Annotated in this window: 14 protein-coding genes and 1 pseudogene; 6 read left to right on the top strand and 9 right to left on the bottom strand. The window is 75.5% G+C overall.

What is annotated here, in order from left to right; genetic code table 11:
* The first annotated feature begins 293 nt into the window (after positions 1 to 293).
* Together trpS and FH969_RS13145 are read left to right on the top strand one after the other, a co-directional pair.
* Positions 294 to 1430: a tryptophan--tRNA ligase gene (trpS, locus tag FH969_RS13150; RefSeq protein WP_108717432.1), complete on the top strand. Its 1137-nt coding sequence runs from the start codon at positions 294 to 296 to the stop codon at positions 1428 to 1430.
* Between the two features lie 73 nt (positions 1431 to 1503).
* Positions 1504 to 1803: a PLD nuclease N-terminal domain-containing protein gene (locus tag FH969_RS13145; protein ID WP_139987539.1), complete on the top strand. Its 300-nt coding sequence runs from the start codon at positions 1504 to 1506 to the stop codon at positions 1801 to 1803.
* A 3-nt stretch (positions 1804 to 1806) separates the two neighbouring features.
* On the opposite strand, the gene FH969_RS13140 is transcribed toward FH969_RS13145, so the two are convergent.
* A complete protein-coding gene (locus FH969_RS13140; protein WP_246071943.1) occupies positions 1807 to 2367 on the bottom strand; it encodes a shikimate kinase in 561 nt (186 codons plus the stop codon).
* On the bottom strand, positions 2364 to 3134 hold the full coding sequence (gene aroD / locus FH969_RS13135; protein ID WP_139987537.1) for a type I 3-dehydroquinate dehydratase: 771 nt from the start codon (positions 3132 to 3134) through the stop codon (positions 2364 to 2366). Before aroD ends, FH969_RS13140 begins: the two co-directional genes overlap by 4 nt.
* Before the next feature lie 126 nt (positions 3135 to 3260).
* Here aroD and FH969_RS13130 point away from each other — a divergent pair, with 126 nt between their 5' ends.
* Positions 3261 to 3605, top strand: a complete 345-nt coding sequence (locus tag FH969_RS13130) for an RNA polymerase-binding protein RbpA (protein WP_108717435.1) — start codon at positions 3261 to 3263, stop codon at positions 3603 to 3605.
* Positions 3606 to 3779: 174 nt separating this feature from the next.
* Here FH969_RS13130 and lnt read toward each other — a convergent pair whose 3' ends face one another.
* From lnt to FH969_RS13095, 7 genes are all read right to left on the bottom strand, one after another.
* Positions 3780 to 5459 (bottom strand): apolipoprotein N-acyltransferase, encoded by a 1680-nt coding sequence (gene lnt / locus FH969_RS13125; RefSeq protein ID WP_246071941.1) that lies wholly within the window; start codon positions 5457 to 5459, stop codon positions 3780 to 3782.
* A 305-nt stretch (positions 5460 to 5764) separates the two neighbouring features.
* Complete coding sequence (locus FH969_RS13120; protein ID WP_139987535.1) at positions 5765 to 6604, bottom strand: hypothetical protein; 840 nt, start codon at positions 6602 to 6604, stop codon at positions 5765 to 5767.
* Between the two features lie 127 nt (positions 6605 to 6731).
* Positions 6732 to 9557, bottom strand: a complete 2826-nt coding sequence (locus FH969_RS13115) for a DEAD/DEAH box helicase (RefSeq protein WP_139987533.1) — start codon at positions 9555 to 9557, stop codon at positions 6732 to 6734.
* A gap of 21 nt (positions 9558 to 9578) precedes the next feature.
* The gene (locus FH969_RS13110; RefSeq protein ID WP_139987531.1) at positions 9579 to 10508 is read right to left on the bottom strand and encodes a diacylglycerol/lipid kinase family protein; all 930 of its coding nucleotides are present in this window, start codon (positions 10506 to 10508) and stop codon (positions 9579 to 9581) included.
* A gap of 5 nt (positions 10509 to 10513) precedes the next feature.
* Positions 10514 to 10981: a hypothetical protein gene (locus tag FH969_RS13105; RefSeq protein ID WP_139987529.1), complete on the bottom strand. Its 468-nt coding sequence runs from the start codon at positions 10979 to 10981 to the stop codon at positions 10514 to 10516.
* Complete coding sequence (locus tag FH969_RS13100) at positions 10981 to 11964, bottom strand: helix-turn-helix transcriptional regulator (RefSeq protein ID WP_139987527.1); 984 nt, start codon at positions 11962 to 11964, stop codon at positions 10981 to 10983. The genes FH969_RS13105 and FH969_RS13100 overlap by 1 nt, the downstream gene beginning before the upstream one ends.
* Positions 11957 to 13027, bottom strand: coding sequence for a helix-turn-helix transcriptional regulator (locus tag FH969_RS13095; RefSeq protein ID WP_139987526.1), 1071 nt, complete (start codon positions 13025 to 13027; stop codon positions 11957 to 11959). The genes FH969_RS13100 and FH969_RS13095 overlap by 8 nt, the downstream gene beginning before the upstream one ends.
* Before the next feature lie 23 nt (positions 13028 to 13050).
* Here FH969_RS13095 and FH969_RS13090 point away from each other — a divergent pair.
* The 3 genes and pseudogenes from FH969_RS13090 to FH969_RS13085 all read left to right on the top strand — a co-directional run.
* Positions 13051 to 14328: pseudogene (locus tag FH969_RS13090) on the top strand (DUF3866 family protein); the annotation flags it as partial.
* Between the two features lie 39 nt (positions 14329 to 14367).
* Positions 14368 to 14736: a DUF952 domain-containing protein gene (locus FH969_RS15860; protein WP_281285382.1), complete on the top strand. Its 369-nt coding sequence runs from the start codon at positions 14368 to 14370 to the stop codon at positions 14734 to 14736.
* 205 nt (positions 14737 to 14941) lie between these two features.
* Positions 14942 to 15317: hypothetical protein (locus tag FH969_RS13085; protein WP_139987524.1), on the top strand; the 376-nt coding region annotated here is incomplete at its 3' end.

Below are 15317 nucleotides of genomic sequence, written 5' to 3'. Positions count from 1 at the left end.
CCATCCTCATCTGCCCGATCAGCCGACCCATCTCGAGGTGGCCGAGCGGCACCGTCGACCTTCATGGGACCCCCTGGTAGCCCGCTCCCCCCGCCAGCCCGCAGACATGGTCCGACGGGCCGCCAGCCCCGGGACTACGCTGTCCACCGTGACGACCCCTCGCCTCGCGCAGTGGTGGTGGCCGACCTCGTAGGCGGCCGCCGACAGTCACGTCCCATCGAGCCGCCCTCGGGCGGCTCGAGCCATGTCTGGATGGCCTCGCGCACCTGAGGGCTGAACCCCAGGAGCACCCCATGACCACCCAGCCGGCCCTCTCCCCCTCCCCCACGCCGTCGGGCGTCGACGCTCTCGCGAGCACAGACTCCCCCTCGAGCACAGACGCCCCCTCAAGCACCGACGCAGCCGCCGCCCGCAGCCGCGAGCTCGCCGCGTCGATCGCCCAGGACCCGACCCGCCACCGAATGCTCACCGGCGACCGCCCCACGGGTGACCTGCACATCGGGCACTACCTCAGCAGCCTGCGCAGCCGCGTCGCGCTGCAGGACGCCGGCGTCGACTCGTTCGTCCTCATCGCCGACTACCAGGTGATCACCGACCGCGACTCGGTCGGCCGGCTCCAGGACCACACGTTCTCGCTGCTCGCGGACTACCTCGCGGCGGGCGTCGACCCGCGACGCTCCACGATCTTCACCCATTCCGCGGTGCCCGCCCTCAACCAGCTGATGCTGCCGTTTCTCAGCCTGGTCACGCAGGCCGAGCTGCTGCGCAACCCGACGGTCAAGGACGAGCTCGCCGCGAGCCGCCGTCCCCTCTCCGGCCTGCTGCTCACCTACCCCGTCCACCAGGCTGCCGACATCCTGTTCTGCCAGGCGGACGTCGTGCCCGTCGGGCGCGACCAGCTCCCCCACCTCGAGCAGACCCGCGTCATCGCGCGCCGCTTCAACGCTCGCTACGCGGACGGCGCGGCGCTCTTCCCGGAGCCCTCCGCCCTCCTGAACGACCAGCAGCTCATCCTCGGCACGGACGGCCGGAAGATGTCCAAGACCCGTGGCAACGTGATCCGGCTCGCGGCTACCGAGTACGAGACGGCGGCCCTCCTGCGCAAGGCGCGCACCGACTCCGAGTCGACCATCACCTACGAGCCCGAGCGGCGCCCGGAGGTCGCCAACCTGCTCACGATCGCCGCCGGGTTCACCGGCGAGACCCCCGAGGCGCTCGCTGCGGCGGTGGGCAGCGGCGGTGGAGCGCTCAAGGCGCTCGTCATCGAGGCGGTGAACGAGGGGCTGCGGGCGCACCGCGAGCGACGACGCGAGCTCGTGGCCGACCGCGCGCAGCTCGTCGAGATCCTCCACGAGGGGAACGCCCGGGCCAACGCCGTCGCCGAGGCGACGCTCGCCGAGGTCCGCAGGGCGATGTCGATGGACTACTGACCGAGCCCGCCGTGGAGCTGCCGGAGCCACGCACGCGTCCCGGCGCCCAGCCGGCCGCACCTAGTCTGGCCTCGTGATCATGCTCCCCGACCAGTCCAGCGCGGGCGTCATCTGGAGCGTCCTCGCCGTCCTCGCAGGCGTTCTCTTCCTCGTCGCGTTCGTCGTGTGGGCCCGCAGCAGGGACCGCTCGATCGTCTCGCTCGGCTGGTTCGTCGTCATGGTCGCGATCCCGATCCTGGGCCCGGCGGGGTACCTCGTGGACTCGCGTCGTCGCGCACGTCTCGCCGCTTCTGGCGATGGGGCCGAGGACTCCGACTACGTCGGAAGCGCCGGCACCGCACGAAGCACCACGCACGACGGCGAGCGCCGGTAGCGCTCAGCCCTCGCCGTCGAGCGCCTCGAGGATCGCAAGCACCTCGCGCGCGACCGCGGCGGGCGTGCGCCGGTCCGTCGAGACCCGGTGTGTCGCCACCGCCTCGTAGGTCGGGCGGCGCTCCCCCATCAGCCGCTCCCAGCGCTGCCGTGGCGTCTCACCCTCCCCGTGCAGCAGCGGGCGGTTCGCGTCGACGCCGATCCGCAGCGCCGCGGTGCGCGCGGACACGTCGAGGAACACCACGACGCCGCCGACCGCGCGGTACGCCTCGAGCACCGCCTGCGTGTCGGGGTGCAGCACCGCGCCCCCGCCGAGTGACACCACGCCGTCGTGCTCCACGAGCGCGCGCGCGACGGCCTCGTGCTCCAGGGCGCGGAAGGCGGCCTCGCCGTCGGCCTCGAAGATCTCCGGGATGGACCGTCCCGCCGTCTCCTCGACGTCCGCGTCCGTGTCGCGCACGCCCAGCTCCAGCGCCGTGGCGACCCGCCGGCCGACCGCGCTCTTGCCCGATCCCATCGGCCCGCACAGCACCACGGCCGGCCGCCGCCCGCCGGCGCCGCTCACGCGCGCTCCCCCGGCTGAGCCCCGGCACGCGCCAGCACGTCCTGCACCGCACGCACGTCGGCGACGGCGAGCTGGCCGGGCGCCGACGCCTCGCCGACCATCGCGAACGTGAACGGCGCGCCCCACAGGCCCCCGGCCACGCGCGTCAGCACACCGAGCGCGCCCATCGCGACGGGCACCACGGGTCGCCCGGTCGCCTCGTGCGCGCCGACGGCGGCGTCGAGCAGGCGCACGACGTCGTACGCCGACTCGGGCATCACGGCCACCTTGAGCACGTCCGCACCCCGGCGGGCGAGCTCCCGGAACCGCGACGGCAGGTCGTCCGGCGTGCCGGTGAAGTCGTGGCTGGAGCCGACCACGACGACGCCGGCCGCCCGGGCCGCGGCCACGACCACCGCCGCGTCCTCCTCGGGCCGGGTCAGCTCGACGTCGACGGCGTCCACCCCGGCCGCGACGAGCGCGAGCAGCAGGTCGGTGTACTCGCCGTCGTCCGCCTCCCCCGGACCGCCCTCGAGGCGCGAACGGTAGGTCGCGAGCACCCGAACGCCGCCCAGCTCCGCCCGCAGCGCGGCCACCAGCTCGGCCACGGCCGACGGCGCGAGCGCGTGCGCCGCTCCCCCGCCCCAGGCGTCCAGGCGCCACTCCACGAGGTCGGCGCCGCCGGCGACGGCGGCCGCGGTCCGCTCGAGCAGGTCCTGGCCGTCCCCGCCGGCGACGGGAACGGCGACGGCCGGCGTGGCGGGGGTGAGCGGGAAGGGCGGACGCACGCCCCCATCCCATCACGCTCTCAGGCGACCTTCACGCGACCTCCACACCGGCCCGGGAACATAGGACGGGCCGTCCCACGTTGTACCGATCAGTCCGCAGACTCACCGAGAAGAGGGAGACCCCCCATGGCAGAGCGCACCCTCCGTGGCATGAAGATCGGTGCCAACAGCATGGAGACCGAGGTCGGCGTCGAGCTGGCACCCCGCGTGGAGGCCGTCTACGACTGCCCCGACGGCCGCGTTCTCGTGATCCCGTTCTCCGTCGAGGCCGACATCCCGCCCGTGTGGGAGGCCCCCGGCGGCGGCGAGGCCCTTCTTCGCGACGCCGAGCGTCCCGAGCCGAAGGCCACCAAGCCGCAGCGCACCCACTGGGACATGCTGCTCGAGCGCCGCAGCATCGCCGAGCTCGAGGAGCTCCTCAACGAGCGGCTCGAGCTGCTCCGATCGGGTCAGCTCCGCAAGAGCGCCTGATCCGCTGACACCGCTGACGCCTGGTGCCCCACGGGGCACCGGGCGTCAGTCATGTCCGGGGCCGTTCGCGAGCTCCGGCCGCGCCGCCCGGCCGAGGACACGACGGGCGCCACGTCAGCCACGCGCGTCACGCCCGTCTCGGCGCCGAACGCCCGACGGCGAGCCGGCGCTCGGTCACACCCGTACGTCTCCCTCGGCGCGAGCGCGCACCCGTGCGCCCCGCTCGTTCCGTCCGCCCGTCGTGCGTCCGGAGGTCGTGCGCCCGGAGCTGGTGCGCCCCGACGTCGTGCGGCCCGACGCGGTCCGTGACCGGCGCCGCGGGTGCGTCACGACCCCGATCAGCACGAGGAGCACCGCGCCGCCGTACGCGAGCCAGGTGAGCACCGGTGCGAGCGTCGTGGCCGGGGTGAGGGACGTACGCAGCGGGAGCTCCGCCGTCGTGGCCGCGGCCGTGAACAGCTCCGTCCGCTGCGTCACGACGCCGTTGGGGGTGATGACCCCCGAGACGCCGACGGTCGAGACCTGGACCACCGCGCGGCCGTGCTCGACGGCGCGGAACACCGACATCGCGAGCTGCTGCTCCGACTCCGGCGTCTCCCCGAACGACGCGTTGTTGGTCGGCACGACGAGCACCTCGGCGCCCGCGTCGACCGAGTCGGCGACGATCTGGTCGTAGGCGACCTCGAAGCAGATCGCGATGCCGAACGGCACGGAGCGTCCGTCCACGTCGACCGGCAGGATGCCGACTCCGGTCCCGGGCTTCATGTCGACCGTCACGAGGTCGACGGCGCTGGAGAAGCGGCGCACGACGTCGCGCAGCGGGATGTACTCGGCGAACGGCGCGGGGTGCTGCTTGGCGTACACGGCCACCGGGCCCACGCCCGGATCCCACCGCAGGTAGTCGTTGTACCGGGCGTCGGCCTTGCCGTCCGCCCCGAACGTGTAGCTCTGCGTCCCGAGCAGGATCGGCGCCTGCACGGCCTGCGCGGCGCCGTCGATCTCCGCCGCGGCCTGCGCGTCGGTGCGCGGGTCGTAGTCGGCGGCGTTCTCGGGCCAGAGCACGACGTCGAGCTCGCCGGCGTGGTCCTGCGCGAGCTCCATCGTGCCCGCGACATGGTTGCCGATCACCTCGCGTGCGTTGTCGAAGGCGCCGAGCCCCGGTTCGGACACGTTGCCCTGGACGATGCCGACCGTCGTGGTGCCCTGCTCGGGGCGCGAGTCCAGGGGAACCGCCAGCGAGACCAGCGGCACCGCGACGAGCACCCCCAGCACCACGGCGCCCCGACCCGGCATGCCCCGCCGCAGCGACCACCAGCCGATCGCGAGGGTCAGTCCGAGGGCCGCGACGAGGCCGGAGACCAGCGGCGTCCCGCCGAGCGACGCGAGCCGCAGCAGCGGTCCGGTGGTCTGGGAGAACGCGAGCCGGCCCCACGGGAAGCCGCCGAACGGCCACGCGGAGCGCAGCGCCTCCATGGCGACCCAGGCGATCGCGAAGGCCGGCACCGCGAGCACGGCCCGGTCACGCACGGGCGGCCAGCGCCTGATCCACACCCACGCGGCGCCGAACGCGCCGACCATCATCGCCTCGGCGCTCGACAGCGCGACCCACGGCACCACGCCGACGGCCTCGTTCGCCCACCAGATGTGCACGAGGAAGAACGACAGGCCCCAGACGGTCCCGACGACGAACCCCCACCGGGCGCTCTCGCGGCGCAGGGCGAGCGCCAGCAGGGCGACACCGAGGATCGCGAGCGGCCACACGGATCGCTGCGGGAAGGCGGCGTCGGTGACGAGGCCACCGATGACGGCGAGCAGCAGCGTCAGGAGCCGGGACGGCTCGGACGTGGGGGGCACCCCGCCAGGATAAGCCGGGCCGGGAGGTCCCGCGGCCTGGCCCTGCGGACTTCGGGCCGTCGTGCATCCACGACGTTGTCTAGTGCCCGCAGGGTCAGGCCGCGAACCGCTCCGGTGCGGTTTCGTTCGAGGTGCGCCCCCTCCACCGCGTCGGTGCCAGGACGAGGGAACCGCCACCGTCGGAAGGTGTCAAGTTGGTAACGGTGCAGGTCGCGAGTGTGGCCGCAGGTCAGCGACGGGCAACGGATCGTTGAACGTCTGAGGTCCTCGGCGTGTCGTGCCCGACGGCGTGTCACACCCTCGTGCTATGGCGTCACGGCCCGCGGCGCACCCTTACCGACGACCGGCCGACCACCGGCGGCCGCCCCGTCTCCGGCGACCCGCCGACCGTCCCGGTAGGCCCGGACCAGGCGCGGCGGCACCCAGTCCGCATCGTCGAGCCGGCCGAGCGCGGGCAGCGGAGCAAGGCCCGCACGGGAGTCGGTGGAGAAGCGCGCCCGTGCCTCGTCGGCGACCTGCACCACGAGGTCGGGCGCGTCCCACACCACGAGCGTCGCGGGGGCGCCGACCACGAGCCGCGCGTCGGGACCGCCGCCGGAGGCGCGCCACGCGCCACGGGTGTGCGCCGTGAACGCGGCCCGCGCCGACAGCCCGCACGCCAGGGCGGCCTGCAGGAGCCGCCAGGGCGCCGCCTCCCGGCCCGGCGCGGTACCGAACGCCAGGGGCACCCCCGCGGCCGCTGCGGCCGCCAGCGGGGCACCTGCGGGGTCGAGGTCGCGCGGGTCCAGGCACGCCGCGGTGCCGGGACGGTCCGCGATCAACGCGGTCAGCGCGGCGGAGTCGGAGATCCACGCCGCACCCGACGCACGCGGCGCGACGGCGAGCACGCCCGCCGAGGCGAGCTCCGCCGTCGTGCCTCCGGGCTGACCGGCGTCGACGAAGGCGGGCGCGACCCAGGCGCCCGCGAGGTCGACGACCTCGTCGGCGCCGAGCGCCTGCACGTCCGCACCGCTCTCCTCGCCGAGCCACGCCACGCCGTCGGGCGTGAGCACGATCGCCGTGGCGAAGGGGTCGGCCGCGCTGTAGACGGTGCCCCCGCGCAGCAGCACCGTGCCCGTGGTGGCGACTGCAGCCTCGCTCGTCATCCTCGTCCCGTCACTCGTCGTGCGATCAGTTGCTGCGGCGTCTGCTGGGTCATGTGCCGCGGCGTCAGTCGTGACGCCGTCGCCCGCCGTGCCGCCGTGCCCTCGGCCGACGCGGCCGCGGCCCGGCTCACAGCTCCTGCCCCACGACGCCGCGGCGCACGAGGTCCATCGCCTCGCGCGCGCGGCGTCGCAACGCGGGCGTGGGCGCGGCGACGGAGAGCTGGTCGAGCACGTCGAGCAGCTGCCGGCACCAGCGCACGAGGTCGCCGGCGCCGAGGTCGCTCGCGGCGAGCACGTCGGCGAGCGAGGCGCCCCGAGCCCACGACCACAGGCTGCGGACCAGGCCGAGGTCCACGGCGGGCGACGGCGTGAGGCCGACGTGCCGCTCGAGCTCCTCGATCTCGTGACCGGTGCGCACGACGGCGTCCAGCGCCGTCGAGAGAGCGGGTGACACCCCGCGCACCACGGCGGTCTTGTCGCCGTCGTCGTCGCCCCGCGAGGTGTAGACGATGGCCGTGGCGGCCGCGGCGAGCTCGGCGGCGGACAGGGCGTCCCACGCCCCCGAGCGCAGGCACTGCGCGAGCACGAGGTCGCGCTCGGAGTAGAGCCGGCGCAGCCAGGTGCCCTCGGCGGTGACGACGGTGCCGGTGGTCCCACCGTCGTCGGTCTCGGCGAGGTAGCCGAGGGTCAGCAGCACCTCGCAGACCCGGTCGAAGTCCCGTGCGATCGAGGTGGTGCGCCCGGCGATGCGCTCGGCGAGCCGGTCCCGCTCGCGCTCGAGGCCCTCGGCCCGGCGCGCCCAGCGCACGTGGTCCTCGCGCTCGGGGCAGCCGTGGCACGGATGCGCGCGCAGCGCCTGGCGCAGGCGACGCAGCTCGACGTCCTCGTTCACGCCGTGCCCGCCGCCGTCGCCCCGCGGGTCGGGCGCCCCGACGCCCTCCGCGATCGCGTTGCGCAGGCTGGACGCGAGGTCGCGGCGCTGGCGGGGGTCGCGGGCGTTGAACGAGCGCGGGATCCGGACGCGCCCGGCGACGCGCACGCCCTGCGGTGCCTCGGCCAGCCCGATGGTGCGCACCTGGCGCTCCTCGGTGAGCACCTGCGGCCGCGGCCCGTCGAACCCGGGCAGGCCCGGCTCGACCACCACGGCCCAGCCCGAGCGCCGCCCGCGCGGGATCTCCACGACGTCACCCGGCCGCAGCGCGGCGAGGCTGTCGGCCGCGGCCCGGCGCCGCTCCCCCGCGCGCTCACGCTGCCCGTCCGCCTCCAGCTCGGAGATTCGACGGCGCAGCTCGAGGTACTCGGTGATGTCGCCACGGTCGCACGCCATCGCCTCGCGGTAGCCCGCGAGACCCTCCTCGTGCTTGCGGAGCTGCCGCGCGAGGTGCACCACCGCGCCGTCGGCCTGGAACTGCGCGAAGGACTGCTCGAGCACGCCGCGCACGCGCTCGCGGCTGGAGCCCGAGAGCAGGTTGACGGCCATGTTGTAGGTGGGCCGGAAGCTCGACCGCAGCGGGTAGGTGCGCCGCGAGGCCAGGCCCGCGACGGCGAGCGGGTCCACGCCCGAGGCGTACAGCACGATGGCGTGCCCCTCGATGTCGATCCCGCGGCGCCCGGCGCGGCCCGTGAGCTGGGTGTACTCCCCCGGCGTCACGTCGGCGTGCCCGCGCCCGTCCCACTTCACGAGCCGCTCGAGCACGACCGACCGCGCGGGCATGTTCACCCCGAGCGCAAGGGTCTCGGTGGCGAAGACGACCTTGACGAGGCCGGCGACGAACAGCGTCTCGACGGCCTCCTTGAAGAGCGGCAGCAGCCCGGCGTGGTGCGCCGCGACGCCGCGGCTCGCGGCCGCCGCGAACGCCGAGAACCCGACGGCCTCGAGGTCCTCGCCGGGGATGCGCACCGACAGCTCGTGCAGCACCTCCCCGATCCGGCGCCGCTCCGCCTCGGTCGTCAGCCGCAGGCCCGAGGCGAGGACCTGGTCCACGGCCGCCTCGCAGCCGGCTCGGGAGAACACGAAGACGATGGCGGGCAGGAGCCCGGCGGCGTCGAGGCGCTGCAGCACGACGTCGCGACGCGGCGGACGCACCCCGCCGCGGCCGGCGCCGCCCGAGGTCTTGCCCGGCCGGCCGCGGTGCCGGGCGTTCTGCCCGCGACCGCGCCGGTCCTCGGGTCCCGACGCGCGCTCGGCGCGGCGCACCGCCTCGACGAGCTCGGGGTTGACGGGCGGGTTGGGCCCGGGGTCGGAGGCGTCGACCGCCGCCGTGTAGAGGTCCAGCACCTCGTGCCGCACCATCATGTGCTGCCACAGCGGAACCGGGCGCCGCTCGGACACCACGACCGCGGTCTCGCCCCGGACCTCCGTGAGCCAGCTGCCGAACTCCTCGGCGTTCGACACGGTCGCCGAGAGCGAGACGAGCCGGACGTCGTCGGGCAGCAGGAGGATGACCTCCTCCCACACCCCGCCGCGCGCGGCATCGGCCAGGTAGTGCACCTCGTCCATGACGACGAAGCCGAGGCCGTCCAGCGCGTCGGAGCGCGCGTAGATCATGTTGCGCAGCACCTCGGTGGTCATGACGACGACGTCGGCGCCCGCGTTGATGCTGACGTCGCCCGTGAGGAGCCCGACGCGCTCGGCGCCGTGCGCGCGGACGAGCTCGAGGTACTTCTGGTTCGAGAGCGCCTTGATCGGCGTCGTGTAGAACGCCTTGCGTCCCGCGGCGAGGCCGAGGAAGACGGCGAACTCCCCCACCACGGTCTTGCCGGCGCCCGTCGGCGCGGCCACGAGGACGTCCTCGCCCGCGGCGAGGTGCTGGCACGCGTCGCGCTGGAACTCGTCCATCGGGAACGGCAGCTCGTCGGCGAACCGGCGCAGGTGGTCCGCGGCGCCGCCGGAGGAGGTCTCGAGCGCTCGACGCTGGACGAAGGCCGCGTACCGCTCGGCGGGCGAGGTCATGCTCCCACCCTAAGCGCGCCGTCAGGCGAGCAGCCGCAGCGCCTGCGGCACCACGCGGACACGCAGCGGCAGGTTCCCGACAGGTTCGCCGTCGGCGTGCACGACCGGCGGTGCGGCCCGTCCCGGCCAGTGCGGGACGCGCAGCTCCACCTCTCGCGCCCGGGTCACGTGCACCACCGGGTGGTCCACGTGCGTGCCGCGGTAGACCCGCGGGAACACCGTGAGCAGGGTGCGGCGCGGCACCGTACGGGCGGTCACGACGTCGAGCATCCCGTCGGTCCACGACGCGTCCGGGGCGATGAGCATGCCGCCGCCGATCCGGGCGCCGTTGGCGATCGCGACGAGGGTGCCGCTCTCGGGCAGCGCCACGCCGTCGGCCACGACGGCGACGTCGAACCCTCGGAAGGCGACCAGCTCGCGCGCGAGGGCGACGAGGTAGCGGGCGCTGCCGCGCGGCCAGGCGGTCGCGTTCGCGCGCGCGTTGACCGCGGCGTCGATGCCCGCGCTCGCGACGCCGACGAACCAGCGCCGGCGGGCGGGGTCGGCGTCCAGGGGCGTGATCTCGCCGACGTCGACGACCACGGGATCGCGCCCGAGGGCGCCCAGGAGGTGGGTGACGGCGGCGACGGGGTTGCCGCGCGGCAGGCCCAGCGCGCGGGCGGTGTCGTTACCGGTCCCGGCTGGCACGAGCCCGACCGGCAGGTGCGGGGCGTGCTGCAGCACGCAGTTCGCCGCGAGGTTGAGCACGCCGTCGCCGCCCACCGCCACGAGCGCGTCGGCGTCGGGCTCGACGGCGAACGCCGCCGCCCGAATGCGCGCCGAGGCCGCGTCGGGGGCCGTGAGGTCGACGACCTCGTGGCCGCTCGCGGCCAGCAGGTCGAGGGCCTCGCGGCCGGCCGCGGCCGCGCGGCCGCCCCCGGCGGCCGGGTTGACCAGCACGCCCAGGCGCACGCGGGTCAGGCCTTGCGCGCGTCGGGGTGGGCGGGGTGGGCGGGCTGGGCGGTGGCCGGCATCACCGTGGTCGGCAGCGCGGCCGGCGACGGCGAGGCCGGGTGCGCCGCCGCTGCTGCGGCCGCCGCTCGCGCGTCGGCGCGGGGGCCGCCCGAGATGTCGTCCCACTGGGCGGCGGCGCGCTCGAACCGGAACCGACGCCGCGCCCGACGCGTGGCGCGCACCCCGGCCCGCACCTCGTGCAGGGCGGTGCGCTGCTGCGGGCTCAGCACGATCTGAGGAGCGATGGCCTCGACCTCGCCCGCGAGCTCGTCGAGCTCGCGCACACGCGCCTCGAGGCGCTCGAGCACGACCTCGGCCTTGGCGACCTCCCGCCCCAGCGCCTTCACCGATCGCCACAGCCGCAGGCCGATCCAGGCGAACACGCCCAGCGCCGCGACCACCAGGATCACCCACACGAGCCACCAGGGCATCAGGAACCTCCGCCGTCGGGACGTGCGCCGTACAGCGCGAGGGCCGCCCGCGCCCGCGCCGCCACCCGCGCGGCGTGCTCGGGCGGGTCGAGGGCGAGCACGTCGGGGCCGAGATCGAGCACGAGCCGGTCCAGCCACGCGGGATCGGCGACGGCGAGCATCACCGTGATCCGGCCGTCGCCCTCGGCGACCACCTCCCCGCCGAAGCGCTCGGCGACCCAGCGGCTGCGCGGCGTGAGCTCGAGCCGCACCGAGTGCGGGCGGGCACTGGGCCGCACCGAGTCCGCGGTGCGCGTCCCGGGCCGGTCCGGCGCGACGGGCACGCCCGTCGGCTGCACCGCGACGACCCGGTCGAGGCGGAAGTGACGCACGTCGTCGGCGCGCAGGCACCAGGCGCGCACGTACCAGTGCTCGCCGTCGGAGGAGATCTCCAGCGGGTCGACGTCGCGCTCGGTGGTCTGGTCCGAGGCCCCGGCGTAGGTGAGGTGCAGGCGTGCGCCGTCGCGCAGGGCCTGGCGCACGACGGCGAGCACCCCGCTCACGTGCTCCGCCACCGTCGTGTCGCCGGGCGCCACGCTCACGGCGTCGGCCGCGACGACGGCCTCACCCGCGGCCATGGTGAGCTTCTCCAGCGCCGAGCGCACGACGGTCTGCTCCACCCCGGGCAGGCTCGCGAGGGCGCGCAGCGCCACGATGAGGGCCACCGCCTCGGACGGCTGCAGGCGCAGGGGCCGGTCCATGCCACGCGCGTTCGTCAGGACGATCGTGTTCGCATCGAAGGCGTCGCCGTTGAAGTCGATGAGGTCGTCGGCCTGGTAGCCGGGCGTGCCGGACATCCACAGCGTCTCGACGTCGCGCAGCACCTGCGCCTCGGTCACGCCGAAGTGCCGGGCGACCTCGGCGACCCCGACGGCGTCGCGCTCGGCGAGGTAGCTCACCATCGCGAGCAGCCGGTTCACGCGCTCGATCGTCGTCTCAGCCACGGGTGCCCCCTGCGCCGGGCGCTGCGCTGACCGAGGCCGCGCTGCGCGGGGCGGGCTCGCCGTCGGGCGCGGACGCTGCCGACGCGTCACTCGCGGAAGACGCGCTGCCGGGGGCGGGCTCGCCGTCGAGCATCGCGACGGCGCGCAACCGCGCCACGACCGCCGCGCGGAGGCGCTCGGGCTCGCGCACGAGCACGGCGTCGGTGTGCCCGGCGACGAGACCCGCGAGGTCCTCGAGGTCGCCGACGGGGAGCTGGAGGACGTCCCAGCCCTCGTCGTGGCCCGTTCCGGCCTCGACCGAGCGCGCACGCACGCGCAGGGAAGCGCCGCGACCGGGGCGCACGAGCAGGGTCGCGACGCCCGCCTCGCCTGCCTCGAGCGGCGGCTCGCCGACGTCGTGCCTGGCCGGCTCGTCCGTCACCGTCACCGCGCCGACGACGCGGGAGAGACGGAACTGTCGCTCGGCGTCGCGCGCGGTGTCCCATGCCTGGAGGTACCAGGCGCCCTCGCGCACGAGCAGCCGCCAGGGCTCGACCCGGCGGCGCGACGTGGTGCCCGAGCTCGCGGCGCGGTAGTCGAAGGTGACGAGGCGGCGGCGGTGCACCGCCTCGAGGAGAGCGTCGAAGGACGCCTCGGGGGGCGGGACGCGGAGCACGTGACCGGCGAGGTCGGCCGAGGCGCCGGGCGCGACGGCGTTGAGCTTGACGAGACCGCGGCGGGCGCGCGCGTCGAGGTCGGCGCCCTGCCACACCTGCGCGGCGACGCTGAGGATGCCGATCTCCTCGGGCGTGAGGCCGAGCTCGGGCATGGTGTAGCCGTCGAGGTCGATGCGGTAGCCGATGTCGTCACCGTGCGCGTCGTCGACGACGGTCACGAGCGGGATCCCGGCCTCGCGCAGCGCGGTCTTGTCGCGCTCGAACATCCGCTCGAACGTGCGGTCGTTGGCGGCGCCGTACCCGTTCACGCGCGCGCGGATGTCCGCCTTCGTCATGCGGTGGTTGGTGTGCGTCAGCGCGATGACGAGATCGAGCAGCCGCTCGGCCGCGGGCACCTGTTCGGACATCGGGCCCAGCCTAGTGTGGGGGGATGATCATCTGGCGCGACGCCGTCGTCGAGTCCCTGGGGCCGGCCTGGCCGGGCGTGCAGGAGGTCCGCGCGAGGATCACCGCGGGGTCCTCCGAGCCGTCTTCGTCGGCAGCCGGGGCGTCTGCGCCCGCCGCCGGTGCGTCTGCGCCCGCCGCCGAAACGCCGGCGCTCGCCGCTGGGGCCGAGGTCCGGGCGCTCGCGTACACCGCGCTCGTGGGGACGCCCGCCGTCGGGGACCGGGTCACGCTCACGTGCTCGGCGCTCGCGCGAGGGCTCGGCACGGGCGGCTACGCGCTGGTCGCGGCGCTGCCGGACGCGCTGCCCGCGGATCCGCCGGCCGGGCCGGGCCACCTCGTCAAGGCGCGCTACACCCCGCTGCAGCCGCTCGTGCTCGGCGTGGACGAGCAGGAGTCGCCCGACCACGAGACGCTGCGTGAGGCCGACGACCTCGCCGGGATGCCCGTCGTCGTCGCCGACCTGCACTCCGCGCTGCCCGCGATCGTGGCCGGCCTGCGTTCCGAGGCCGCGGCGCTCGGCCTGCCGGTGCCGCGCGTCGCGTACGTGATGACCGACGGCGGCGCGCTGCCCGCCTGGTTCTCCCGCGCCGCGGCCGGCTTGCGCGAGGCGGGCTGGATCGCCGGGACCGTGACCGTGGGGCAGGCGTTCGGCGGCGACCTCGAGGCGGTCACGCTGCACACCGGGCTCCTCGCGGCGCGGCTCGTGCTCGGGGCGGACGTCGCCGTCGTGACGCAGGGGCCGGGCAACCTCGGCACCGGCACGCGCTGGGGGTTCTCCGGGGTCGCGGCGGGTGAGGCGGTCAACGCGGCGGCCGTGCTCGGGGGGCGTCCCGTCGCCTCCCTGCGGGTCTCCGCGGCCGACGCGCGCGGCCGGCACCGCGGTCTGTCCCACCACTCCACGACGGCGTACGGCCGGGTCGCGCTCGCCGTCGCCGACATCGTGGTGCCGACGGCGGCGGGGCTCGCGGACGAAGGCGCCGGCGGATACGGCGAGGCCGACGGTGAGCGCGGGGGCGAGCACGGCGGCGCTGGCGTTGGCGCCGGCGGCGCTGGCGGCGATCATGGCGTTCGCGGGGCGTACGACGGCGAGCTCGAGCGGGAGGTCACGCTCGCCGCCGGCGACCTGTGCACCCCGATCGGGCGGCACCGCTTCGTCCCTGTGGCGCTCACCGGGCTGCGGGCGGCGCTCGAGGACTCCCCCGTGCGACTGTCGACGATGGGCCGCGGGCTGGGAGAGGACGCCTCGCCGTTCCTCGCGGCCGCTGCGGCGGGCCGGTGGGCGGCGCGAATCCTTGCGCCCGTGCGCGGGACGGTGTGGCACCTCGCCCTCGCGGACGACTGGGCACTCGCGCAACGGCTCGGCGCCTACGCGATGTCGACCCGCGGGGCGCGGCTCGCGGACGTCGGGTTCGTGCACGCGTCGTCGGCGGACCAGGTGGACGGCGTCGCGAACGCGTTCTACGCCGATCTCGCCAGTGAGGGTGCCGTAGCCCTCGAGATCGACGCCGACGTGCTCGCGGGCGAGGGCATCGCGTGCGTACTCGAGCCCGGGGATCCGCGCGACCAGACCTCGCAGCGCTTCCCGCACGTGTACGGGGAGGTGCCGGTGGAGGCGGTGCGACGGGCGCTGCCGTGGCGCGGGACGCTCACGGCGACGCTCGGCGGGTGACGCTCGGCGCGTGACGCTCGGCGGGTGACGCTCGGCGCGTGACGCTCGGCGGCCAACGCTCAAGCAGCCCCGCGTCCGCCGTCGCTCGGAGCGCCGCGCCGGTTGTCCCCAGGTGGCTGCCGTGTCGCGTGTTCGGGTGGGCTTGTGGATATGGTCGTGCAGGTCAGGGCTTGTAGGTCGCACATTCGTATCTTAGACTCGGGGCATGGCCGCACCCGTCCTGATCGACCCCGCGCACCACGCGCAGGCCGACCTGGACGCTGCCCTGACCACCCTCGAAAGCATCGTCGAGCACGAGACCCTCACCGCCTCCACCACCGAACTCACCCTCCACCTCGCCGAGCTCATCGAGACCACCACCCGACGCCTGACCCGCCTGCAGCTCCACCTCGCCGCCGCCCTCGAACACGCCACCACCCCACCCGGCCACGGCGTGCTCGTCGACCACGCCGGCACCCTGCCCCGCCCCACCCTCCTGCCCGACACCAGCAGCAGCAGCATCGGCGCCCGTGGCCGCGACGTTGCCGGAACCGGCGACCCGGCCGGCACAGGTGGGGCGGAAGACGTCGGCACGCGCGGCA

It is taken from the genome of Miniimonas arenae (assembly GCF_006351005.1).
In the GTDB taxonomy this organism is placed as follows: Bacteria; Actinomycetota; Actinomycetes; order Actinomycetales; family Beutenbergiaceae; genus Miniimonas; species Miniimonas arenae.
Note: the sequence above shows the minus strand (reverse complement) of the source record. Positions and strands in the feature narration are given on the sequence as shown.

Bases quoted from the DNA above. Each gene is read 5' to 3' on its own strand.
- trpS (WP_108717432.1), top strand. From the start codon at position 294: ATGACCACCCAGCCGGCCCTCTCCCCCTCCCCCACGCCGTCGGGCGTC.
- FH969_RS13130 (WP_108717435.1), top strand. From the start codon at position 3,261: ATGGCAGAGCGCACCCTCCGTGGCATGAAGATCGGTGCCAACAGCATG.
- FH969_RS13120 (WP_139987535.1), bottom strand. From the start codon at position 6,604: ATGACGAGCGAGGCTGCAGTCGCCACCACGGGCACGGTGCTGCTGCGC.
- FH969_RS13115 (WP_139987533.1), bottom strand. From the start codon at position 9,557: ATGACCTCGCCCGCCGAGCGGTACGCGGCCTTCGTCCAGCGTCGAGCG.
- FH969_RS13105 (WP_139987529.1), bottom strand. From the start codon at position 10,981: ATGCCCTGGTGGCTCGTGTGGGTGATCCTGGTGGTCGCGGCGCTGGGC.
- FH969_RS13095 (WP_139987526.1), bottom strand. From the start codon at position 13,027: ATGTCCGAACAGGTGCCCGCGGCCGAGCGGCTGCTCGATCTCGTCATC.